Source organism: Magnetospirillum aberrantis SpK (assembly GCF_011022235.1).
Taxonomy (GTDB): Bacteria; Pseudomonadota; Alphaproteobacteria; order Rhodospirillales; family Magnetospirillaceae; genus Magnetospirillum; species Magnetospirillum aberrantis.
In genome coordinates this window covers 143,046-165,338 of the sequence record NZ_JAAIYP010000035.1, presented here as the reverse complement: position 1 = coordinate 165,338, position 22,293 = coordinate 143,046, and the positions used below count along the sequence as shown (strand labels likewise).

Genomic DNA, 22,293 nt, shown 5'->3' with positions numbered 1-22,293 from the left:
CCTTTCGTCATGACCTCGCGCCGCCGCATCTGGCCCGGATCGCCCTATCCCCTGGGAGCCACCTGGGATGGCCATGGCGTCAACTTCGCGCTGTTCTCGGCACATGCGGAAAAGGTCGAGTTGTGCCTGTTCGACCATCGTGGCCGCGAGATCGAGCGGGTCGTCCTGCCCGAATATACCGACGAGGTGTGGCACGGATATCTGCCCGACGTGCGGCCGGGACAGCTTTATGGGTACCGCGTGCACGGTCCTTACGACCCGCTGCACGGGCATCGCTTCAACGCTCACAAGCTGCTGATCGACCCTTACACCAAGGCGCTGTCCGGCAACATCATCTGGTCGGACACCCATTTCGGTTTCCGGCTGGGCAGTCCCAAGCAGGATCTGGTCATGGACAAGCGCGACAACGCGCGTTACCAGGCCAAGTGCAAGGTGGTGGACACCGCGTTCACCTGGGGGGACGACCGCCGGCCGAACGTGGCGTGGAACGACACCGTCGCCTACGAAATGCATGTGCGCGGCTTCACCATGCGTCATCCCGACGTGCCGCCGCAATATCGCGGCACCTTTCTCGGGTTGGCCCAACCCCAGGTGATCGACCACCTGGTCAAGCTGGGAATCACCTCGGTCGAACTGTTGCCGGTCCAGGCCTATGTGGACGAACGCCACCTGACGGAAAAGGGCCTGCGCAATTACTGGGGGTACAACCCCATCGCCTATTTCGCGCCCGACATCCGCTATTACGGCGCCAGTCCCCAAGGCGACTTCAAAAGCATGGTCCAGCGCCTGCACGAGGCGGGGATCGAGGTGATCCTGGACGTGGTCTACAACCACACCGCCGAGGGCAACCAGCTAGGCCCGACGCTGTCGTTCAAGGGCATCGACAACGTCAGCTACTACCGCCTGGTTTCCGGCTCGGAACGCTGGTACGAGAATTATTCCGGCTGCGGCAACACGCTCAAGCTCAGCCATCCGCGCGTGTTGCAGATGGTGATGGACAGCCTGCGCTATTGGGTCGAGGAAATGCACGTCGACGGCTTCCGCTTCGACCTGGCGGCCAGTCTGGCGCGTGAGAAATCGGGCTTCGACGGGGGCTCGGGCTTTCTCGACGCGGTGCGTCAGGACCCGGTGCTGTCCAAGGCCAAGATGATCGCCGAACCGTGGGACATCGGCGGCGACGGCTATCGCCTGGGCGGCTTTCCGCCCGGCTGGTCGGAATGGAACGGCCATTATCGCGACACCGTGCGCCGGTTCTGGCGCGGCGACGGCGGCTTGATCGGCGACCTTGCCTCGCGCATCACCGGTTCGTCGGACATGTTCGGCTGGGGCGGCCGGCGGCCGTGGGCCAGCTTGAACTTCGTCACCTGCCACGACGGCTTCACCCTGGCCGATCTGGTCAGCTACAACGCCAAGCACAACGATTCCAACGGCGAGAACAACCGCGACGGCACCGACGCCAATTATTCCTGGAATTGCGGACAGGAAGGCCCGTGTTCCAACCGGCGCATTCACGCCCTGCGTCGGCAACAGATGCGCAACCTGATGGCGACGTTGCTGCTCAGCCAGGGTGTTCCCATGCTGTTGGCCGGCGACGAATTCGGCCGCAGCCAGGGCGGCAACAACAACGCCTATTGCCAGGACAACGAGCTTAGCTGGATCGACTGGGAAAACCTGGATGCCGACATGCTGGCTTTTACCCAGGCGCTGATCCGGCTGAGGCGAGAGCATCCGGTATTCCGCCGGCCGCACTTCTTCCAGGGGCGGCGCATGGCCGGCGACCTGTTGAAGGACATTACTTGGGTGACGCCGGACGGCTTCGAGATGGCCCAGGCCGACTGGATGCTGCCTTACGCCCGGTCGCTGGGCTTCATCCTGGGCGGCGAATCCTGCGTGGTGGATTCGCGCACCGGGCACGAGGAGGCCGACGACACCTTCATGGTGCTGTGCAACGCCTATACCGAGATCATCTTCTACACCCTGCCGCCGCCCAAGGCCGGCAAGACGTGGGAGGTGGTGATCGATACCGCCCGGCCGGAATCGGTTCTGAAGGGCGAGTATTGCGCCGCCGGCACGCGGTTTCCGTTGAAGCCCCATTCCCTGGCCGTCCTGCGTCGCCGCAACGGAAACCATTGATGCGTCGCAGCCACGTCATGCCGTTCGGGGCCACGGTCGAAGGCGGCGGCGTCCGCTTCCGGCTGTGGGCGCCCGATTGCGGACCGGTGGCATTGCACCTGCCCGGCCGGCCGGACCTGCCCATGGACAAGTCCGGCGACGGTTGGGCCGAGGCGTTCGTGCCCGACCTGGGCGCCGGCGCCCGCTATGGTTTTCGTGTCGGTGGCCATGTGGTGCCCGATCCGGCGTCGCGCCATCAACCCGACGACGTGCACGGCCTTTCGGCGGTGGTCGATCCCCTGGGCTATGACTGGAACGACGGCGGTTGGATGGGGCGGCCGTGGGAACAGGCCGTCCTTTATGAGTTGCATGTGGGGGCCTTTACCCCCGAGGGCACTTTCTCCGCCGCGCGGGACAAGCTGGCGTATCTGGCGGATCTGGGCGTTACCGCGCTGTCGTTGATGCCGCTGGCCGATTTCGCCGGCGGGCGCGGCTGGGGCTATGACGGCGTGTTGCCCTATGCCCCCGATTCCGCTTATGGGACGCCGGACGAGTTCAAGGCGCTGGTGGACGAAGCCCATCGCTTGGGGCTGATGGTCCTGCTGGACGTGGTCTACAACCACCTTGGGCCAGAAGGGAACTACCTGCACGCCACCGCCAAGCGCTTCTTCACCCATCGTCACCACACGCCGTGGGGACAGGCGGTGAACTATGACGGCGACGACGCGGGGCCGGTGCGCGCCTTCTTCATCCATAACGCCCTTTACTGGCTGGTCGAATTCCATCTGGACGGGCTCAGGCTGGATGCCGTGCACACCATCCGCGACGACGGCGCCCGGCATGTCCTGGACGAACTGGCCGAGCGGGCGCGCAGCCTGTGCGCCGGGCGCGAGATCCATCTGGTGGTGGAGAACGACGCCAACGCCGCCCGGCTTCTGGAGCGGGGCCGAACCGGGCGTCCGCGTCTTTATTCCGCCCAATGGAACGACGATTTCCACCATGCCCTGCATCGGCTGCTGACCGGCGAGGCGGGGGGCTATTACCGCGACTATGCGCCCGATCCGTTGGACCACCTGTTGCGTTGTCTGGCCGAGGGATTTGCTTTTCAAGGTGAACAATCCGACCATCGCGGCGGCTTGGCGCGTGGCGAGCCGTCCTCCCATCTGCCGCCGGCCGCCTTCGTGTCGTTTTTGCAAAACCACGACCATGTGGGCAACCGGGCGTTGGGCGAACGCATCGACGCCTTGGCCGCGCCCGAGGCGGTGCGCGCCGCCTGCGCGCTGGTTCTGATGGCGCCGCAAGTGCCCATGCTGTTCCAGGGCGAGGAATGGGGGGCGACGACACCGTTCCTGTATTTCTGCGACCTTGCCCCCGAACTGGCGCGCAAGGTGCGCCAGGGACGGCTGCACGAATTCGTTCATTGCCCGGAATTCCATGGCGACGGCGTCCATCGCGTGCCGGACCCGGCGGCGGTGGACACTTTCGCCCGGTCCAAGCTGGATTGGGCCGAACCCGCGCGGGCGCCCCACGACCGGCGTCTGGCCGAGGTCCGGCATTTGCTGGCCTTGCGCCATCGCGAGGTGGTGCCGCGTCTGGCCGGGACGGCCGGTGGCGCCCAGGTTGAACGGCTGGGCGGCGGCGCTTTCGTCGCGCGTTGGCGGTTGGGTGACGACAGTGTTCTTTCAGTCGTCTCTAATCTATCATCCGTGCCCTACGCGGGAAGCGTTCCCGGCGGCGGCAGACTTTTGTACTCTACCCCGGCAACGGATAGTGACGCGCTTCCGGGGTGGGGATTGCTCTGGTACCTGGACGACGGGGGAAATCGATGAACGCGGCGGAAGCTCTCGACCGGTTGGCGCAACTGGCCGGTATCGAGGACGGATGGTGGGATTTCTTCGGCCAGTGGCGGCCGGTCTCGGTCGAGACGAAAAAGGCGTTCCTGGCCGCCATGGGGTTCGCCGTGGCCACCGACGACGACGTCGCGGCAAGTCTTGCCGAATTGGAAACCCGCCCGTGGCGTCGCTGGCTGGAACCGGTGGCGGTGTTCGACACCACCTGGGGCGAACCGGCGGTGACGCTGAGTGTTCCGGCGGCGCGCGACACACAGCTTCTGACCTGGGAGATCGAGGACGAACTGGGCGGCCGTCATGGCGGCTCGTTCCAGGTCGATAGCCTGACTTGGGTCGACGAACGTTGGCTGGATGGCGTGCTGGTCAAACGCTGGCGGTTGGTGCTGCCGGCCCTGCCAGCGGTCGGTTACCACACCTTGCGCGTCAGCGCGTCCGATGGCGAGAGCGCGTCCATGACCATCGCCGTCGCTCCCGCCCATGCCCATGTCCCGGCGGCGATAAGCCAAGGCGACGGGGTCTGGGGGCTGGCGACCCAGGTCTATGCCCTGCGGACTGAATCCGATTGGGGCGTGGGCACTTACAAGGCGTTGGAACAACTGGCGGCCGGCGCCGCCAAGATGGGCGCCGCCACCGTCGGCATCAACCCGCTGCATGCCTTGTTCCCGGCCCAGCCGCAGAAGTTCAGCCCCTATGCCCCGTCTTCGCGCCGGTTCCTCAACCTCGCTTATCTGGATGTTGAATCGGTGCCGGAATTCGCCGAATGCCGCGAGGCCAAGCGGATGTTCGCCTCGCCGGGGTTCCAGGCCAACCTGTCGCGGGTGCGCGGCTATCCCATGGTCGAATATGACGACGTGGCGCGTCTGGCGCTGCCCATGCTCGAGGTGCTGTACCGCTGGTTCCGGGCCGAGCATCTGGAACCGGGCGACGGGCGTGGCGCGGCGTTCCGCGCGTTCCAGCAAGAGGGTGGCCGGGCGGCCGAACTGTTCTTCACCTTCGAGGCGCTGCACGAACGTTTCGTCACCGAAGGCCGCCCCTATTGGCGCCATTGGCCCGAGGAATTCCGCCACCCGGCCAACCCGGCGGTGATGAAATGGGCCGATCTCAACCGCGAGCGGGTCGAATTCTTCTGGTGGCTGGAATTCCTGGCCGACCAGCAATTGGCGGCGGCGCATCGGGCGGCACTGGACAACGGCGCCAGCATCGGCCTTTACCGCGATTTGGGCGTCGGTATCGCCGGCGACGGTGCCGAAGCCTGGCTGGAACAGGACAATCTGTCGCTGGGCGTGTCGGTGGGGGCGCCGCCCGACCCGCTGGCCCTCAAGGGCCAGGATTGGGGGCTGATCCCGTTCAATCCGCTGGCCTTGAGCGAGGCGGCCTATGCTCCCTTCATCGGCGTCATGCGCGCCAACATGCGTCATGCCGGCGCGTTGCGTCTGGACCACGCCATGTCGCTCCAGCGGCTTTATTGGGTGCCGCCGGGCGCCAGTGCCGACCAGGGCGCCTATGTGCGCTATCCGGTGGACGACCTGTTCCGGCTTGTCGCCCTGGAATCCGTGCGCAACCGCTGCATGGTGATCGGCGAGGATTTGGGCACCGTGCCCGATGGGTTCCGTGAGCGCATGGCGCGGACCGCGCTGTTCGCCTATCGCGTGATGGTGTTCGAACAGCGTGACGGACGCTTCAAGCGGCCCGACGAATTCGACGAGAACGCGCTGGCCATTTTCGCCACGCACGATTTGCCCAGCGCGCGGGGCTGGTGGAACGGCACCGACATCGGCCGGCGGGAAAAGCTGGACCTCTACCCCCGTCCCGGCATGGCCGAGGAGGAGCGGGCGGCGCGTCAGGGCGACCGCGAGAAACTGGTCCGCGCCTTTGTCGAACAGGATTTGCTGCCGCCAGACTTCCCCAGCCACGGCCCCTTGTCCGATGCCGATGCCGAACGTCTGGCCGAGGCGGCGCATGCTTATCTGTCCCGTGCCCGCTCGCGGTTGATGATGGTGCAGATCGAGGACGTGCTGGCGCTCGACAGTCAGATGAACCTGCCCGGCACCACCGATCAGCACCCCAACTGGCGCCGTCGTTTCCCGGTGGACGTGCCCGGCGTGCTGGGTGATCCCAGGATGGCGGCGCTGGCCGCGTGGCTGGAACCGGAGCGGGGGAACCGCCCGGTGGAAAAGCTTCCGCCTGTGTGACGGCAAGACGTTGCGTGGTGTGTTTCCGAATTGTTGCGGGTCGGGGAAAGATGCGCACAATTCGGCGCACGCAGTGGCAATATTCCGTCAACGCATGGGCTTTACCTCCATTTCGTGCATGAAACGCCTTGACTTGGCGTCCGTGTCCGGGACACTCCCTACAAGGTATTCTTTAGGCGGAAGGACGAAGTATGCGCCGTGTCGGCCCCCCCGTGGTCAGGCTCCTCGACGACGATGTGGAGAGCATCCGCTACAGCCTCGCCAGCCATCTTTTGTATTCGGTGGGCAAGGATCCGGTGAACGCCACCGCCCGCGATTGGTTCATGGCTGCGGCCTACACCGTGCGCGACCGCGTTTCCGAACGCTGGATGCCGACGCTGAACCGCTATTACGACCAGGATCAGAAGCGCGTCTATTACATGTCCATGGAGTTCCTGATCGGGCGGACGCTGTCCAACGCCATGATCTCCCTGGGCATCTATGATCAGGTCAAGACCGCCATCGAGGAAATGAACCTCGATTTCGACGAAATCGTCGGTTGGGAGGTCGAGGCTGCGCTGGGCAACGGCGGCCTGGGCCGTCTGGCGGCCTGTCTTTTGGATTCCATGGCGTCGTTGGACGTGGCCGGTTTCGGGTACGGTATCCGCTACGATTACGGCATGTTCACCCAGCATGTGGAGCACGGCTGGCAGGTGGAAAGCCCGGAAAACTGGCTGCGCTACGGCAATCCGTGGGAATTCCCGCGTCCCGGCGTGATCTATCCGGTGCGGTTCGGCGGCCGCGTGGTTCATTACAAGGACGTGCTGGGCCAGACCCGCGCCCAATGGATGGACACCGAGGAAGTCATGGCCATGGCCTATGACGTGCCGGTGCCGGGCTATGGCGGCAAGACCGTCAACCATCTGCGCCTGTGGTCGGCCAAGTCCACCCGCGAATTCGACCTCAAGTACTTCAACGCCGGCAATTACATCGAGGCCGTGCGCGACAAGAACGAGTCCGAAACCCTGTCCAAGGTGCTGTATCCGTCCGACATCACCTCGCGCGGCAAGGAACTGCGCTTCAAACAGGAATATTTCTTCGTCGCCGCCTCGATCCAGGACATCCTGGCCCGCTTCCGCAAGGCGCACAGCGACTGGAACAAGCTTCCCGAGCGTGTGGCGGTCCAACTCAACGACACCCACCCGGCGCTGGTGGTGGCCGAATTGATGCGGGTGCTGGTGGACGAACACCACCTGGAATGGAACCACGCCTGGGACCTGACCCGGCGGTCGTGCGCCTACACCAACCACACGCTGTTGCCCGAGGCGCTGGAAACCTGGCCGGTGGACATGTTCGAGCGCATCCTGCCGCGCCATCTGGAAATCATCTTCCGCATCAATCATGAGTTCCTGCAAGAGGTCCGTCATCGCCACCCCGGCGATTCCGACCTGTTGCGACGGGTGTCGCTGGTCGGCGAGGATGGCGAACGCCGGGTGCGCATGGCCCATCTGGCGGTGGTCGGAAGCCACAAGGTCAATGGCGTCGCCGCCATCCATACCGGGCTGATGAAGTCGACCATCTTTTCCGACTTCGAGCATCTGAGCCCCGGCAAGATCAACAACAAGACCAACGGCGTCACCCCGCGCCGCTGGGTGCTGGCCGCCAATCCCGGTCTGTCCAAGTTGATCACCGAAGCGGTGGGAGAGGGCTGGGTGACCCATCTCGACCGTCTGAAGGGCCTGGAGAAGCTGGCCGACGACAAGGATTTCCACGCCCGTTTCGCCGCCGTCAAGCGTGCCAACAAACAGCACCTGGCCCAGGTGATCGGCCAGCGGCTGGGGGTGGACGTGTCGGTCGATTCCTTGTTCGACGTCCAGATCAAGCGCATTCACGAATACAAGCGCCAGCTTCTGAACGTGTTGCATGTGGTGACCCGCTACGCCCGTATCCGCGCCAACCCGACGGTGGACGTGGTGCCGCGCACGGTGATCATCGGCGGCAAGGCGGCGCCCGGCTACATCCTGGCCAAGCTGATCATCAAGCTGATCAACGACGTGGCCGACGTGGTCAACAACGACCCCTTGGTCGGCGACAAGCTGAAGGTGGTGTTCGTTCCCAACTACAACGTCTCGACCGCCGAATTGGTGATGCCGGCGGCCGAGCTGTCGGAACAGATTTCCACCGCCGGCACCGAGGCCTCGGGCACCGGCAACATGAAGATGAGCATGAACGGGGCGCTGACCATCGGCACCTGGGACGGCGCCAACGTGGAAATCTGCGAGGAGGTGGGAGAGGACAACATGTTCCTGTTCGGCCTGACCGCACAGGAGGTGGCGCGGCGGCGGATCGACGGCTACGACCCGCAGATCGCCATCAACGCCAACGACGAACTGAAGCGGGCGTTGGACATGATCGGGTCGGGCTATTTCTCGCCGGATCAGACCGACCGCTATCGCTCGCTGGTCGAGGCGCTGACCAATGGCGACACCTATTTGCTGACCGCCGATTATCCGCTCTACATCGCCGCTCAGGAACGGGTGGACGCCCTGTATCGCGATCCCGACGAATGGACCCGCAAGGCCATCTTGAACGTGGCGCGCATGGGCAAGTTCTCGTCCGACCGGACGGTCGCGGAATATGCCCGCGACATTTGGGGGGTGGCGACCAATAACTGAGACCCGCCTCAAGGCCAGCCTGTACTGGTGATGGGGTGTCTGGGGACGGGTGACGGCGCGTAACGCTTGAGGTTGAGGGAACAGCCACTTGTGCCCGTGCACAGGTGGCTGTTTTCGTTGGATGCTCAGGCGGTGCGAACCGCCCCCAGAAAGCGTGTCACCTCGTCACGCAGGTCGCCGGCTTGACGGCTCAGGGCACGGGCCGAGGCCAGGACCTGGGTCGCGGACGAGCCGGTTTCCCCCGCGGCCTGGGTCACCGAGGCGATGGTGACGCTGACTTCCTGGGTGCCGCGTGCCGCCTGTTGGACGTTGCGGGCGATTTCCTGGGTTGCGGCGCCTTGTTCCTCGACCGCGCTGGCGATGGCCGACGAGATTTGGTTGATCTCGTCAATGCGGCCGACGATGGTGGTGATGGCCTCGACCGCGTCCTTGGTGGCGCTTTGCACACCGCCGATCTGGTTGCCGATCTCCTCGGTGGCGCGGGCTGTCTGGTTGGCCAGATTCTTGACCTCCTGCGCCACCACGGCGAACCCCTTGCCGGCTTCGCCGGCCCGCGCCGCCTCGATGGTGGCATTCAGGGCCAACAGGTTGGTCTGGTTGGCGATGTCGTTGATCAACTGGATCACTTCGCCGATACGGGCCGACGAATCCGCCAGACCGAGGACGGTCTGGTTGCTGCGGGCGGCCTCTTCGGCGGCGCGGCGGGCGACGTCGCTGGATTGGGCGACCTGACGGGTGATCTCGGTGATCGAGGCCGACAATTCCTCGGCGGCGGTCGCCACCGTCTGGACGTTGCTGGAAGCCTGTTCGGTGGCGGTGGCGACGCTGGTCGCCTGTCGCGAGGTTTGTTCGGCATTGGCGGCCATGGATTGCGCGGTCTGTTCCATGTCGCCGGCCGCCGAGCTGACCGATTGCAGAACCGAACTGACGGTCTGGTCGAACTGGCCGGTCAAATGCTCGATGGCCTGGGCGCGGGCTTCGCGTTGTGCGCGTTCCGTCGCCTGTTCGGACGCCAGACGGTCGGCCCGAATCATGTTGTCCTTGAAGACCTGCACGGCCTTGCCCATGGCGCCCAGTTCGTCGCGGCGGTCCTGGGCGGGAATGGCGGTTGTCGTGTCGCCGTTGGCCAAGGTGGTCATGGCCAAGGTCATGCCCTTGATCGGCGTGGCGATCAACCGGCTCAGCCCCATCGCCATGGCGACAGCCACCACCACGGACAGCATGCCGCCCAGAATGGTGGCCCACAAGGCGACGCTGTAGGCGGCGTTGCGTTCGGCGTCGCGTGTGGCCAACAGCTCGGTTTCTGCCCCTTTGATTTCATTGGCCTTGGCGCGCAGGGCGTCCATGGCCTGCTTTCCCGCCTCGGTCGCCTCGAACGTACGGGCTTCCTCGATCCGGCCGGCCCGGACCATGGCGATTTCCTTTTCCGCCACGTCGTTCTTCCATGTGATGGCGAAACGGTGCAGTTCGTCCAGGCGGGCCTGTTGTGCCGGATTGTCCGAGGTCTGTTCCTTGGCCTTGGTCCAGGCCTCCGTGTAGGCGACCTCTCCCCGGCGATACGGGCCCAGGAAGGCGTCTTTGCCCGACACCAAAAGGCCGCGCAGGCCGGTCTCCTGGTTGACCATGGCGGCGACCACGGCGTCCATGGTCGCCAAGACCTCATATGTGTGGACGGTCCATTGATTGTTGGTCCGCATGTTTTGCACGCGGGTCAGGGTGATGACGGCCACCACGGTCATCAGCACCACCATGCACAGGAAACTGAGGGCAAGCTTCCGCGCGATCGGCAAATTTGCCATTGCAGACATTTTTCCCTCCGTAGATTGTGAGGGGTATCTGCGATTCTATTATCACTTTTGCGGTGTGATCAGGAATTCATATTAAGGTTATAATTTGGATGATTTGAAATATATGGCGTACGTATTTAGTGCGTTCTTTGAATTTTTTGTATTTATGTTTACGCTAGTATCATTTTAGTTGTTCATGGGGCTCGAAACTGTACGACTACCCTTACTCGAAAGGGTAAGGATATGTCACCAAAGAGTCCGTTGCGGTGCAGCATGAGGCGGGCCATAGTCGAGGCGATAGTTGGGAGCAATCGCCATGGACTACCGACTGCACGAAATCCATCAATTGGTCGAACTGCTGGAGCACGAGGCCTTGGGGCGGCCGTTCGACCGCGCCCATGCGCAACGTCTGGCGGCGACCTTGGCCGAGCATCAGCCGGAAATCGGCAATTCGATGCGCTTGATTTGCGAACGCCTGAAGAACGGCGACCTTCGTTCCTGAGCGTCGCCTCAGGACCGCGTGTCGGTCAGCGCCGAACCGGTGTCGGGGCCGGAACAAATCCGATCAGGCGGTCGTTGCCTTCGTTGTAGGGCTGGGCGTAGCAACTGGGCTTGGCCAGTGAGGCATAACAATAGACCTGTTGCGGCGGCGCCGGCGGCGCCGGCCAATCGACGCACCATGCCCCCTCGCGCTGGGCGCGGATGGTGGAGCAATCCTTGCCGGTGACCCAGGTCGCCACATGGTCCGGCAGCGTCTTCTTGGTGTTGACGACGCTCAGCACCTCAAGGATGGCGAGTTGCGTCGCCACGCGCCCTTCCGCACTCAGGCCATGGGTGGAATAGGGCAGATGGCCGCCGGAACCGTTGGAACATCCGGCTACCAGTGCACTGGACAGCAGGGCGGCAGCCATCAGAATTCTTGGCGCCAGGGGGGCGAGTTGCCTGATCATGTTCTATGACCCCTTGTGACGATGCGCTATATTGTCCGGCCAAAGCCGCCGCCGGGTCAAAAGAATTCTCTGCGACCGGGCGGCGCTTTCCTTCCTTGATACGAATGGGGACGGCGATGGCGGTCGAAACACCTCTGTGCAATTTCGGATGGCCGGCCCCGGACTTCCGCTTGCCGGGCATCGACGGCGTGACCCATGCCCTCAAGGACGTCCGGGGGCCGCGTGGCACCTTGGTCATGTTCATCTGCAACCATTGCCCCTATGTTCAGGCGGTGGCGGATCGTCTGGTCCGTGATGTCCGCGAGCTTCAGGGCATGGGGATCGGCGTCGCCGCCATCATGTCCAACGACACCGTGGCCTATCCCGAAGATTCCTTCGACAACATGAAGCTGTTCGCCGCCCGTCACGGCTTCACCTTTCCTTATCTGTTCGATGAAGGACAGGATGTGGCGCGGGCCTATGATGCGGTCTGTACGCCGGATTTCTTTGGTTTCGACGCGGACATGGGGTTGCAGTATCGTGGCCGTCTCGACGCGTCGCGGCGCGAGGCGGGGCCGGCGGATGCCCGCCGCGAGCTGTTCGAGGCCATGGTGCAGGTGGCCTTGACCGGCCGCGGACCGCTTGAGCAGGTTCCCTCGATGGGGTGCTCGATCAAGTGGAAAGAGCCATAGGTGAAGCGCGGGGTTTGCCTCTGCCCGCGCCTCGGACTATGTTACGCCCGTTCGATTTTCGGAGAACCTTTCCTTGACCACCAAGAATGACGACGCAGCCGCAGAGCTTCTGATCCGCGAGGTCGATGAAGAACTGAAGCAGGAACAACTCCAGGTGCTGTGGAAAAAGCACGGCAACCTGTTGGTGGCCGCCGTGACCGCGCTGGTTCTTGGCGTTGCCGGTTGGCAGGCATGGAAAGCCTGGGACACCAGCCAGCGGGCCAAGGCCGGCGATGCGTTCTCGGCTGCCATGACCTCCCTGCAACAGGGCAAGCGCGACGAAGCCTTGGCCCAACTCGGCAAGGTCGCCACGGAAGGGACCGCCGGTTATCAGGTGCTGGCGGACTTCAAGCTGGCCGACCTTAAGTTGGCGTCGGGCGACCGCGAGGGGGCGATCGCCTTGTTCGAGCGCGTGGCCGTGGGCAAGGGCGACGAAATCTATCGCGACATGGCCCGCCTCAAGGTGGCCTATCTGCAATTGGACGGTGGTGATCCGGCGGCGGTGTCGGCTTCGGTGGCGCAGCTGGCGGTGGAAACCAGCCCCTGGCGGCATTCGGCGCGCGAGATTCAGGCGTTGGCCGCGGTCAAGGCTGGCGATGTCGCCGCCGCCGAGGAATTGTTCCGCAAGCTGGCCGACGATCCGGCCGCGCCCCAAGGGGTGCGGGCGCGTGCCGCCGAAATGCTGAATGCCGGCGGCAAGGCCAAGGGCTAGTCTTCTCGATCTGGGGTGTTGTCCATGATGCGTCGTCTGGCTTTGGGGATGGTGGCCGTGCTGGGGCTGAGTGCTTGTTCCAGTTGGATGGGTGATAATGCCGCGCCGCCTTTGCCGGGCAAGCGCATCTCGGTTCTGTCGCGTGAAAAGGCGCTGGAGCCCGAGGTCAAGGACGCCGAGATCAAGCTGCCGCCGCCTGAACCCAACAGCGAATGGCCGCAGGCCGGCGGCTTCGCCAATCACGCCATGCACCACATGGAAGTGGGCGACCGCTTGGAACGGCAATGGCGGACCGGTATCGGCGAAGGCGCGGGCAAGCGTGCCCGCCTGCTGGCCCAGCCGGTGGTGGCCGAAGGCTTGGCCTTCACCATGGACGCCGAGGCTTCGGTGCGCGCCATCAACGCCAATACCGGCGACGTGGTGTGGGATCTGGACCTGACCCCGGACGACGAGGATTCCACCTTCGCCAGCGGCGGCGTCGCCTACGAGGATGGCCTGCTGTTCGCAACCACCGGCTTCGCCCAGGTGGTGGCCATCGAGGCCAAGACCGGCAAGGTGGTGTGGCGTCAAAGCCTGTCGGGTCCCATGCGTGGCGCGCCCACCGTGCGGGCCGGCCGCGTGTTCGTCGTCACGGTCGACAACCAGACCCATTGTCTGGCGGCCGAGGACGGTGCCGTGTTGTGGACCCACCAGGGCATCTCGGAAGGTGCCAGCCTGTTGGCCGGCACCAGCCCGGCGGTCGATGGCAACGTGGTGGTGGTTCCCTATTCCTCGGGCGAGCTGTTCGCGCTGCGCATCGACAACGGTTCGGTGCTGTGGCAGGACCAGTTGACCACCCTGCGCCGCACCGACAACGTCGCCACCCTGTCCGATATCCGCGGGCGGCCCATCATCGACCGTGGACGTGTCTACGCCATCGGCCATGCCGACATGCTGGTGGCCATCGACCTGCGGACCGGCCGCCGGCTGTGGGAACGCGAAGTGGGCGGCATCCAAAGCCCGTGGGTGGCCGGCGACTATCTGTTCCTGGTCACCAACAGCAACGAGGCGTTGGCGGTCGAGGCCAAGACCGGGCGTTTGTTGTGGGTGACCCAATTGCGCATCTGGGAAGACGAGGAAGACAAGGAGGGGCGGGTCATCTGGGCTGGTCCGGTGCTGGCTTCAGACCGTCTGATCGTCGGCAGCTCCGACGGGTATCTGGTGGCGCTGTCGCCCTATACCGGCGAGGTGCTGGGCAAGGTGTCGGTTTCCGATGGCGTGACCATCCAGCCGGCGGTGGCCAACGGCACCTTGTATTTCGTCACCAACGACGCCGACCTCGTGGCTTATCGCTGACATGGGATTCACCGTCGCCATCGTCGGCCGACCCAATGTCGGCAAGTCCACGCTCTTCAACCGTCTGGTCGGCAAGCGTGTCGCCATCGTGCACGACATGCCCGGCGTCACCCGTGACCGGCGTGCTGGTGCGGCCACGCTTCTGGGCATGGATTTCACCGTCATCGACACCGCCGGCTACGAGGACGCCACCGACGATTCGGTGGAGGCCCGCATGCGCCGCCAGACCGACCAGGCGGTCGAGGAAGCCGACGTCGCCCTGTTGCTGATCGATTCGCGGGCCGGGGTGACGCCGCTGGACCGCCACTTCGCCGACCTGTTGCGCAAGGCGAAGACGCCGGTGATCCTGGTGGCCAACAAATGCGAAGGCCGCGCCGGCGAGCCCGGTCTGTACGAAGCCTATGGCCTGGGGCTGGGCGAGCCGGTGCCGGTGTCGGCGGAACATGGCGAAGGGTTGTCCGACCTGTTCTTCGCGCTTCAGCCCTATGCCGAGGCGGCGGGGGCGTTGAACGACGACGAGGACGAGGACGCCGTCGAACAATCCGCCGAAGACCAGGACGAGGAAGCCGCCAACGCCGCCGAGGAAGCCAAGGCCGCGGCCCGGCCCCTGCAATTGGTGATCGCCGGCCGCCCCAATGTCGGCAAGTCCACGCTGGTCAACCGTCTGTTGGGCGAGGACCGCATGTTGACCGGTCCCGAGGCCGGCCTGACGCGCGACGCCATCACCAGCGAATGGGAACACAAGGAACGCCGGATCCGGCTGGTGGACACCGCCGGGCTTCGCAAACGGGCCAACATCGACGATCCGGTCGAGAAGCTGTCGGTGTCCAACACGCTCGAGGCCATCCGCATGGCCGAGGTGGTGGTGCTGGTGATGGATGCCGCCGCCATCCTCGACAAGCAGGATCTGACCATCGCCCGCATGGTGATCGAGGAAGGGCGTGCCCTGGTCATCGCCATCAACAAGTGGGACGTGGTGGAAAAGCCCGACGAGGCGATGGCCCGGCTGCGCGACCGGCTGGAAACCTCGATGCCGCAGGTGCGCGGCGTGCCCTGCGTCACCATGAGTGCCCTGGCCGGCAAAGGCCTGGGCAAGCTGATGGACGCGGTGATCGAACAGCACAAGACCTGGAACCGCCGCATTTCGACGGCCAAGCTGAACCAGTGGCTCGAGGAAGTGGTGGCGCACCATCCGCCGCCGGCGCTGGCCGGTGGCCGGCGGTTGAAGATCCGCTACATGACCCAGGCCAAGGCGCGGCCGCCGACCTTCATCATTTTCGCCTCCAAGCCCGAGGAATTGCCCGAGGCTTATACACGCTATCTGGTCAACGGTCTGCGCGAGGCGTTCAAGTTGCCCGGCGTGCCGCTCAGGCTGTTCGTGCGCGGCGGCAAGAATCCCTACGCCAAGAACAAGAAGAAGTGAATTCCGGGGTGCGCTTCGGCGACATCCCGTTTCACTTGTGTTTGGAAAACAGGTCGATGGTCTTGCAGATCAGCGACCCGATGGGGCGTGGCTTCGGGGGGATGGTGGTGTCGGCCAGCAAGGCCCGCACCGCCGTCACGGGGTCGCTTTCGGCGGTCAGAACCGGGCGGATGCCGCGCTGTTCCATGTTCTTGAGGAAGCCGTCCCCGGCCGATTGGGCGATCAGCGCGTCGACGCCGTCAAGCACATGCGGCCGCCCGTCCTCGGCGTAATGGAACACTTCGTCGCTGCTCAGTTCGACGCGGACCGGTTCGCCCAGGGTGCCGTCGGCTGCCACCTCGAACACCAGCCATTTGCGGGCACGGCCGGCATGGCCGGTGACGGTGGCAAAATCGGAGCTGGCAACGGCGACCTTCATTGCTTAAAAATCCCGCAATCGACATCTTTGCACATGAAACACTCATTTTCCGGTGAAGGGCAAGTGATTGCGTGGTCGATGGTGCCGGCTCTCGATTTTCGCGTGAAATTGAGGCATGGTGGCGCTGGCCCCTATTCATGCCGGTTGAGCAATCGTAGGAGGACATTCGCGTGCCCATTCGTATCCTGATCGCCGAGGACCAACAACTCGTGCGCCAGGGTCTGGCCGCCCTTTTAAAGGCGGAGGACGTGGAAGTCGTTGGAGAGGCCGAAGATGGCGAAGCGGCCGTAAGCATGGCCCGTTCGCTTCGGCCCGATATCGTGTTGATGGACCTGTCCATGCCTGTGCTGGACGGGGTCGAGGCGACACGCCGCATCAAGCGGATGGCGTCGCAGATCAAGGTTCTGATCCTGACCGTGGCCAATTGCGAACGCCGCGTGGCCGAGGCCCTGGCCGCCGGCGCCGACGGTTACGCACTCAAGAAACTGGGGCACGACGAATTGATGGCCGCCATCGGTTCGGTGCGATCCGGCCGCCATTATCTGGGGCCGGGCCTGAACGAGGAGGCCGTCCGCGAATATCTCGATGGCGCCGACACCGTGGCGGTGGCGCTGACCGCGCGTGAGCGCGAGGTGCTGCGTCTGATCGCCCAGGGGCTCAAGAACCGCGAGATCGCCGAAACCTTGTCCATCGCCATCAAGACGGTGGAAACCCATCGCACCAAGATCATGCAGAAGCTGGACCTGCATAATTCCGCGGAACTCGCCACTTACGCCATGCGGCGCGGATTGATCGAATAGTTCCTTGGAACTATCTGGATCGTTCCTGTGGTGGGCTCGCTTAACCCGACCGAGCCGTCTATAACCTCAAGTAGGGGGTGTGTGTCGCCAAGGATTGCCTTGGCGGCGAGGCTTGGCTGTGGGAGTGGTGCGGTTGGACGACGGGCGGTTGACCTCGGCGGTATCGACGCGACCGGTCATCGGGTCCGGCGCCGTGGCCGGGTTCGGTCTGCTTGGCGTGCTGCTGTGCGCTTTGTGGGCCGCCAATTTCGCGGTTTTCCACACCCTGGCGGAAACGTTCTCGATTGTCGTCGCCTTCGCCGCCGCCGTGGTGGCGTGGTCGTCACGCGACTGGATCGGCCGTAATTATCTGCTGCTCCTGGGGGTGGGCCAGCTTTTCGTTGGTGGATTCGACCTGCTGCACACCTTTTCCTACAAGGGTGTCGGTATCATCGACTCCCGTGGCGGCAACCTGCCGACCCAGTTCTGGTTGGCTGGGCGGTTGTTCGAGGCGGTATGTTTCCTGGTGGCGGTATGGGCACCGCAACGTCGCTATGGCGACCGCCTCCTGATGGTCGTGCTGGGGGGGGGATTCTGTCTCCTGGTCGGCGCCATCTTCGCCGATTGGCTGCCGGCCGCTTTCGTGCCGGGGGTGGGGGTCACCACCTTCAAGGTTTCCATCGAAGTGGTGGTGGTGGCGGTTTTCCTGGCGGTGCTGATGCTTTTCCGCCGCCGCTCGGGTGGTTTCGACCCTGCCATCTACACCTTGCTGACCCTGTCGGTGGGCGCCAAGCTTCTGACCGAGCTGTGCTTCCTTTGGTACACCGATGTCTTCGGCCTGACCCATCTGGTTGGCCATGCCCTCAAGATATTCAGTGCCTGGGCCTTTCTCAAGGCGGTGGTCGACAGTGGCCTCAAGCGGCCGCAATCCCTGATCTTCGGCGCCTTGGAGCGCGAGCGAGCCTTGTCCGGCGAGGTGGCGCAGCATGCCAGGATGCTGGATGCCGTGTTGGACGCCACGTTGGATCCGGTGTTGATGCTTGACGGGCCGGGGCGCGTCCTGTTCGCCAGCCGCGCCGCCCAGGCATTCCTGGAACGCGGAGCCCGCGAACTTGGGGGACGGACTTGGCGCGAGGCGGGAATGGATCCGGCGCTGATGGCTCCTGTCGAGGATCTGGCGCTTGAGGTTCTCGGGGACGGGGTCGCCCGAACCCGTGAAATCTGCCTGTCATGGCATGGTGACCGCTTATGTCTGGAACTACAGGTGTCGCCGGCCGGCAGCAGCAATTCGGTGGTGGTGGTATTGCGGGACATCACCGCGCGCACCGCCATGGAAGAAGACCTTAAGGCGTCGCTGACGGAAAACCGGCTGTTGGTGCAAGAGGTTCACCATCGGGTCAAAAACAATCTCCAGATCGTTTCGTCGATCCTTCAGATGCAGGGCTGGCAGATCACCGACTTGGCCTTGCGCGGGCATTTCGACGAAGCTTGCGGCAGAATTTTGTCGTTGGCCAAGGTTCACGAGCTGATTTACAAGCAAAAGAACTTGGCCGCCCTTGATTTCACCCAATACGCCCGGACCTTGTGCGGGGAACTGTTTCGGGCCTCGGCTCCGCGCGATGACCGGATCAAGCTCACGGTCGCGGGTGACGCCTTGGTGTTGGGCGTGGACAAGGCCGAGCCTTTGGCGCTGATCGTCCACGAATTGGTCGCCAACGCCTTGAAATCGGGCTTTGGCGAGGCTGGTGGCCATTTGTCGGTTCGCACCTTCGTTCCCCATCCGGGCGAGGGGATGCTGGTGGTCGCCGCCGATGGCGGCATCGCCGATCGTCCGTTGGATTTTGACGGAACCAGCACGGCGCTGGGCCTGCGCATGGTCGGCGCCCTGGTTCGCCAGATGCATGGCGACATCGCGGTCCGCCGGGCTGACGGCATCGCGGTGGAAATCCGCTTTCCCCTGACGGAAAACCAACTGGTCGAGGTCTGATCCCTATGGGGCAAGGCCGCTGATTGCCAGCGCCAGGATGCGTATGCCCTGGCCTTTCAGGTCGAAACCCTGTTTCGCTACCGCCCAGCGCAAGGCGGTTCCCTGGATCACCGCCAACACCAATTGGGCCGCGTCTTCGGGCGTTGTCCGGCCGCTCAGGCGGCCGGCGGTCTGGTCCAAACGGATCGCGCGGGACAGGGCGGCCATGAACGCCGCCATCAGGTGCTCCGTCTCCTCGGCCAGGGCGGCGCAGTCGCGGCGCAGTTCCGGCGACAATAGCACCAGCGGCAGGGCGGGAAGTCGTGACACGAAGTCCAGATGGGCGGCGACCACCGCGCCCAGGGCGTCGTGGGCGGGCGCGGTCAGTGCGTCTTCCCATCGTGCCGACAATTGTTCCCTCAGCCACGCCATGACCGCCAGCCACATGTCGTCCTTGCGTGGGAAATGGCGAAAAATGGCGGGTTGGGTCAGGCCGATGCGGGTGGCGACGGCTTCGGTGGTGACCTTGTGCGGCCCCATCTCGCCGGCCAGGGCCAACGCCGTGGCGACGATTTCGGCGCGACGGTCGGCGGCGCTTTTGCGGCGGGGGGTCACGTCCTCTCCTCGGGGGACTGCAAGACACCTTCGCGCAGCCGGTGGATGACGTCCAGGCGGTTCATGATCTTGTCGTCGTGGGTAACCACCACCACCGCCGCCCCTTGGTCGGCGGCGACCTTGCGCAACAGGTCCATGACGATGGCGGCGCGTTCGGAATCCAGGGCCGCCGTCGGTTCGTCGGCCAGGATGATGCGGGGATTATTGGCCAGGGCGCGGGCTATGGCGATCCGTTGGGCCTGGCCGCCGGACAATTGCGCCGGCTTGGCCTGGGCCTTGTCGCCGACCTGGAGATAGTCGAGCAGGGATTGAGCGCGTTCGCGTCGTTTGGCGGCGGGCCAGCCGGCAAGGTCCAGCACCACCTCGACATTCTCGCGTGCCGACAAGAACGGCATCAAATTGTGGAACTGGAAGATGAAGCCGATCTTTTCCAGCCGCAGCCGGCGCAGGTCGCGGCGCAGCCAGCGGCCGTCATAGACCGTTTCGCCATCCAGGATCATGTGCCCGCCGCTGGGGTCGGTGATGGCGCCGATCAGGTTGAGCAAGGTGCTCTTGCCCGACCCGGACGGTCCCAGCAAGCCGACCACGCTGCCGGCGTGGATGTCCATGTCCACCGCCCGCAAGGCATCGACGCGGGTGGCGCCCTCGCCGTAATGCTTCGCCATTCCGCGCAATCGGATCAAGGGATGTGTCATGGCTCAACCTCCCAGCGCGCGGGCGGGATCGACGCGCAAGGCGTAACGCACCCCGAACAGGCTGGCGACGACGCAGATCGTCAGGACGACCAAGGACAAGGCGGCCACGTCGGCGGGCAGGATCAGCACCCGGCGGGGAAAGACCCCGGCGGCCAGGGTGACAAGGGTCGTTCCGGTGACGAAGGCCAGCCCGCCCAGGGCCAGGGATTGCTGCAAGATCAGGCCGGCGATGGTGCGGTCTGGGGCGCCGATCAGCTTCAATGTCGCGATCTCGCGCATCTTGTCCATGGTCATGGTGTAGATGATCAAGGCGATGATCACCGTGGACACCGCCAACAAGACGGCGGTGAACAGGCCGATCTGGCGGCGGGCCTTTTCCACCACCGACGTCAGCAACAGGCTTTCCTGTTGATCCTGGGACAACGCGGCGAGGTGTTTCCAGCGGCGCACCGATTGCGCCAGTTCGTCGGGGTCATGGCCGGGTTTGACCCGCGCCACCACCGCGTTGACTTGTTGCCGGTTCGGACTTTCTCCTCGTGCCGCCTGGTTGCGGGCGGCGGCGCCTTCCAGCGTGAATTGCAGTTTCTGGGCATCGGACAAGGTCATATAGGCGACGGCGTTGCCGGCGGAATCCACCTGCCCCTTGGTGCGTCCGACCACGGTGAAGGTGTCGGTTCCCAGACGCAGCCGTTCCCCCAGCTTAAGCCCGGTGCGGCGGTCCACCACCAGTTCGAAATGGCTGCGCTCGATGGCGCGGCCATCGGCGATGGCGGTCGGGCCGCCGGGGCGGTCCAGTTCGTGTCCGACCACGAACAGGCGCAACGGCCGGCCGTCCACGCTCACCTGAAGCGATTGGTAGGTTACCGCGCCGGCGGCGGCCACCCCGTCAAGACGGGCGATGGCGGCACGGGTGTCGCGGGGGATGCGCGATGCTTCGGCGAAGGGGCCTCGGGTTCCCCCTTCGACCACCCAAAGCTCGGCCGCCGGGGCACGCGCCAGCGCCAAGGCGTCGTCGACCAGACCGCGATAGATGCCGATCATGGACATCACCACCCCCAGCAACAGCGAGAGTCCCACCGCGGTCAGCACGAAGCGGCCGGCCCGGTGGCGGATGTCGCGAAGCGCCAGGTTCATGGCGTGGCGCCGTCGGTGGAGACCAGGATTTCGGCCTGTTCCCCCAGGTGGAAGTCGGCAAGCGGAGAATCGAAGGCGACGTGGACCCGGCGTTCCTCGGAGACGCGGTCGCTTTCGATGCCGATGCGGACCACGGTGCCGGCATGGACGCGGCCGGGTAGCGAGCGCAAGGTGATGGTGGCCTTTTGTCCGACCTTCAACGGGCCGGCGCGGGATTCGTCGACGAAGGCCTGAACCCAGACGGTGCCTGGATCGACAATGGTGAACAGCGGCGTGCCGGCGGTCAGTGCGGCGCCCAGTTCCCGGCTGCGTTCGACCACGATCGCGTCGTAAGGGGCGACCAACTGATGGCGGTCCAAGGTGGTGCGGGACAATCGCAAGGTCGCCTGCGCCGCTTCGATCGCGCCGCGCGCGGCCTCGACGTCGGCTTGGGCGACGGCGACGTCGGCGGCGGCCATTTCCGCGGTGGATTGGGCATCCTCGGCGGCTTCCACCGACACGGTGCCGTTACGGACCAGACTTTGACGGCGCTGGTTGACGTTGCGGCGGTGCGATTGCTGGGCGCGGGCGCGTTCCAGCCGCGCCTGGGCCTGGTTCAGCGCGGCGGCGGCTTGACGCAGACCGGCCTCGTCCTGGGCGACGCGGGCGGTTTGTTCGCGGCTGTCCAAGCGGGCCATCACCTGGCCGCGCTTCACCAACTCGCCATGGTCGGCGTTCAGTTCCACAACCGTTCCGGCCAGATCGAAGCCGACACGGGACAGCACGCGGGCCTCGACCGTGCCCAGGCCATAGATGTCCTCGGCCGCCACCGGCTGGGCAAGGAGCAGGAGAAAGGCAAGGGCCGTGGCGGCGGCACGGAAACCGGAAAGCGGCATGGCACGGCATCCAGATTTGATTAGTTAGTAATAACTAACTATCTTCGGGGCCGTTTGTCAATGTCGGGAACGAAGGTCTCCGTTCC

The 22,293-nt window shown here is 64.7% G+C and carries 18 protein-coding genes; 11 read left to right on the top strand and 7 right to left on the bottom strand.

Annotation, left to right across the window (positions count from 1 at the left end; all coding sequences use genetic code 11):
* The first annotated feature begins 9 nt into the window (after window positions 1–9).
* From glgX to G4223_RS08970, 4 genes are all read left to right on the top strand, one after another.
* On the top strand, window positions 10–2,133 hold the full coding sequence (gene glgX / locus G4223_RS08985) for a glycogen debranching protein GlgX (protein WP_163678079.1): 2,124 nt from the start codon (window positions 10–12) through the stop codon (window positions 2,131–2,133).
* Window positions 2,133–3,941 carry a malto-oligosyltrehalose trehalohydrolase gene (gene treZ, locus G4223_RS08980; protein ID WP_163678076.1) on the top strand — a complete coding sequence of 603 codons (1,809 nt, stop codon included), beginning with the start codon at window positions 2,133–2,135 and terminating at the stop codon, window positions 3,939–3,941. The genes glgX and treZ overlap by 1 nt, the downstream gene beginning before the upstream one ends.
* Window positions 3,938–6,154 (top strand): 4-alpha-glucanotransferase, encoded by a 2,217-nt coding sequence (gene malQ, locus G4223_RS08975; protein ID WP_163678074.1) that lies wholly within the window; start codon window positions 3,938–3,940, stop codon window positions 6,152–6,154. The genes treZ and malQ overlap by 4 nt, the downstream gene beginning before the upstream one ends.
* A 191-nt stretch (window positions 6,155–6,345) precedes the next feature.
* On the top strand, window positions 6,346–8,808 hold the full coding sequence (locus tag G4223_RS08970; protein ID WP_163678071.1) for a glycogen/starch/alpha-glucan phosphorylase: 2,463 nt from the start codon (window positions 6,346–6,348) through the stop codon (window positions 8,806–8,808).
* A gap of 125 nt (window positions 8,809–8,933) precedes the next feature.
* Here the strand turns inward: G4223_RS08970 and G4223_RS08965 are convergent, their stop codons facing one another.
* The gene (locus G4223_RS08965; protein WP_163678068.1) at window positions 8,934–10,616 is read right to left on the bottom strand and encodes a methyl-accepting chemotaxis protein; all 1,683 of its coding nucleotides are present in this window, start codon (window positions 10,614–10,616) and stop codon (window positions 8,934–8,936) included.
* Between the two features lie 295 nt (window positions 10,617–10,911).
* Between G4223_RS08965 and G4223_RS08960 the strand changes: the two genes are divergently transcribed.
* Complete coding sequence (locus tag G4223_RS08960) at window positions 10,912–11,097, top strand: hypothetical protein (protein ID WP_163678065.1); 186 nt, start codon at window positions 10,912–10,914, stop codon at window positions 11,095–11,097.
* 25 nt (window positions 11,098–11,122) lie between these two features.
* Here G4223_RS08960 and G4223_RS08955 read toward each other — a convergent pair whose 3' ends face one another.
* Complete coding sequence (locus G4223_RS08955; RefSeq protein ID WP_163678032.1) at window positions 11,123–11,545, bottom strand: hypothetical protein; 423 nt, start codon at window positions 11,543–11,545, stop codon at window positions 11,123–11,125.
* Between the two features lie 116 nt (window positions 11,546–11,661).
* Between G4223_RS08955 and G4223_RS08950 the strand changes: the two genes are divergently transcribed.
* The 4 genes from G4223_RS08950 to der all read left to right on the top strand — a co-directional run bounded on the left by G4223_RS08950 (window position 11,662) and on the right by der (window position 15,725).
* Window positions 11,662–12,216, top strand: a complete 555-nt coding sequence (locus G4223_RS08950; protein ID WP_163678029.1) for a thioredoxin family protein — start codon at window positions 11,662–11,664, stop codon at window positions 12,214–12,216.
* Window positions 12,217–12,289: 73 nt separating this feature from the next.
* The gene (locus tag G4223_RS08945; protein WP_163678028.1) at window positions 12,290–12,967 is read left to right on the top strand and encodes a tetratricopeptide repeat protein; all 678 of its coding nucleotides are present in this window, start codon (window positions 12,290–12,292) and stop codon (window positions 12,965–12,967) included.
* 24 nt (window positions 12,968–12,991) lie between these two features.
* Window positions 12,992–14,302, top strand: a complete 1,311-nt coding sequence (locus G4223_RS08940; RefSeq protein ID WP_163678026.1) for a PQQ-binding-like beta-propeller repeat protein — start codon at window positions 12,992–12,994, stop codon at window positions 14,300–14,302.
* 1 nt (window position 14,303) lies between these two features.
* Complete coding sequence (der, locus tag G4223_RS08935) at window positions 14,304–15,725, top strand: ribosome biogenesis GTPase Der (protein ID WP_163678023.1); 1,422 nt, start codon at window positions 14,304–14,306, stop codon at window positions 15,723–15,725.
* Between the two features lie 31 nt (window positions 15,726–15,756).
* Here der and G4223_RS08930 read toward each other — a convergent pair whose 3' ends face one another.
* Complete coding sequence (locus G4223_RS08930) at window positions 15,757–16,143, bottom strand: NifB/NifX family molybdenum-iron cluster-binding protein (protein WP_163678020.1); 387 nt, start codon at window positions 16,141–16,143, stop codon at window positions 15,757–15,759.
* A 170-nt stretch (window positions 16,144–16,313) separates the two neighbouring features.
* Here G4223_RS08930 and G4223_RS08925 point away from each other — a divergent pair, with 170 nt between their 5' ends.
* Together G4223_RS08925 and G4223_RS08920 are read left to right on the top strand one after the other, a co-directional pair.
* Window positions 16,314–16,943: a response regulator gene (locus tag G4223_RS08925; RefSeq protein ID WP_163678017.1), complete on the top strand. Its 630-nt coding sequence runs from the start codon at window positions 16,314–16,316 to the stop codon at window positions 16,941–16,943.
* 118 nt (window positions 16,944–17,061) lie between these two features.
* Entirely contained in the window at window positions 17,062–18,909 is a 1,848-nt protein-coding gene (locus tag G4223_RS08920) for an MASE3 domain-containing protein (protein WP_338086852.1), read from the top strand.
* A gap of 3 nt (window positions 18,910–18,912) precedes the next feature.
* Here G4223_RS08920 and G4223_RS08915 read toward each other — a convergent pair whose 3' ends face one another.
* Genes G4223_RS08915 through G4223_RS08900 form a run of 4 tightly spaced genes read right to left on the bottom strand, consistent with a single transcriptional unit; the run spans window position 18,913 to window position 22,207 of the window.
* Window positions 18,913–19,503 (bottom strand): TetR family transcriptional regulator, encoded by a 591-nt coding sequence (locus G4223_RS08915; protein ID WP_163678011.1) that lies wholly within the window; start codon window positions 19,501–19,503, stop codon window positions 18,913–18,915.
* A complete protein-coding gene (locus tag G4223_RS08910; RefSeq protein WP_163678008.1) occupies window positions 19,500–20,198 on the bottom strand; it encodes an ABC transporter ATP-binding protein in 699 nt (232 codons plus the stop codon). The genes G4223_RS08915 and G4223_RS08910 overlap by 4 nt, the downstream gene beginning before the upstream one ends.
* Window positions 20,199–20,201: 3 nt before the next feature.
* Window positions 20,202–21,332: an ABC transporter permease gene (locus tag G4223_RS08905; RefSeq protein ID WP_163678005.1), complete on the bottom strand. Its 1,131-nt coding sequence runs from the start codon at window positions 21,330–21,332 to the stop codon at window positions 20,202–20,204.
* Window positions 21,329–22,207 carry an efflux RND transporter periplasmic adaptor subunit gene (locus tag G4223_RS08900; protein WP_163678002.1) on the bottom strand — a complete coding sequence of 293 codons (879 nt, stop codon included), beginning with the start codon at window positions 22,205–22,207 and terminating at the stop codon, window positions 21,329–21,331. The genes G4223_RS08905 and G4223_RS08900 overlap by 4 nt, the downstream gene beginning before the upstream one ends.
* Window positions 22,208–22,293 lie beyond the last annotated feature (86 nt).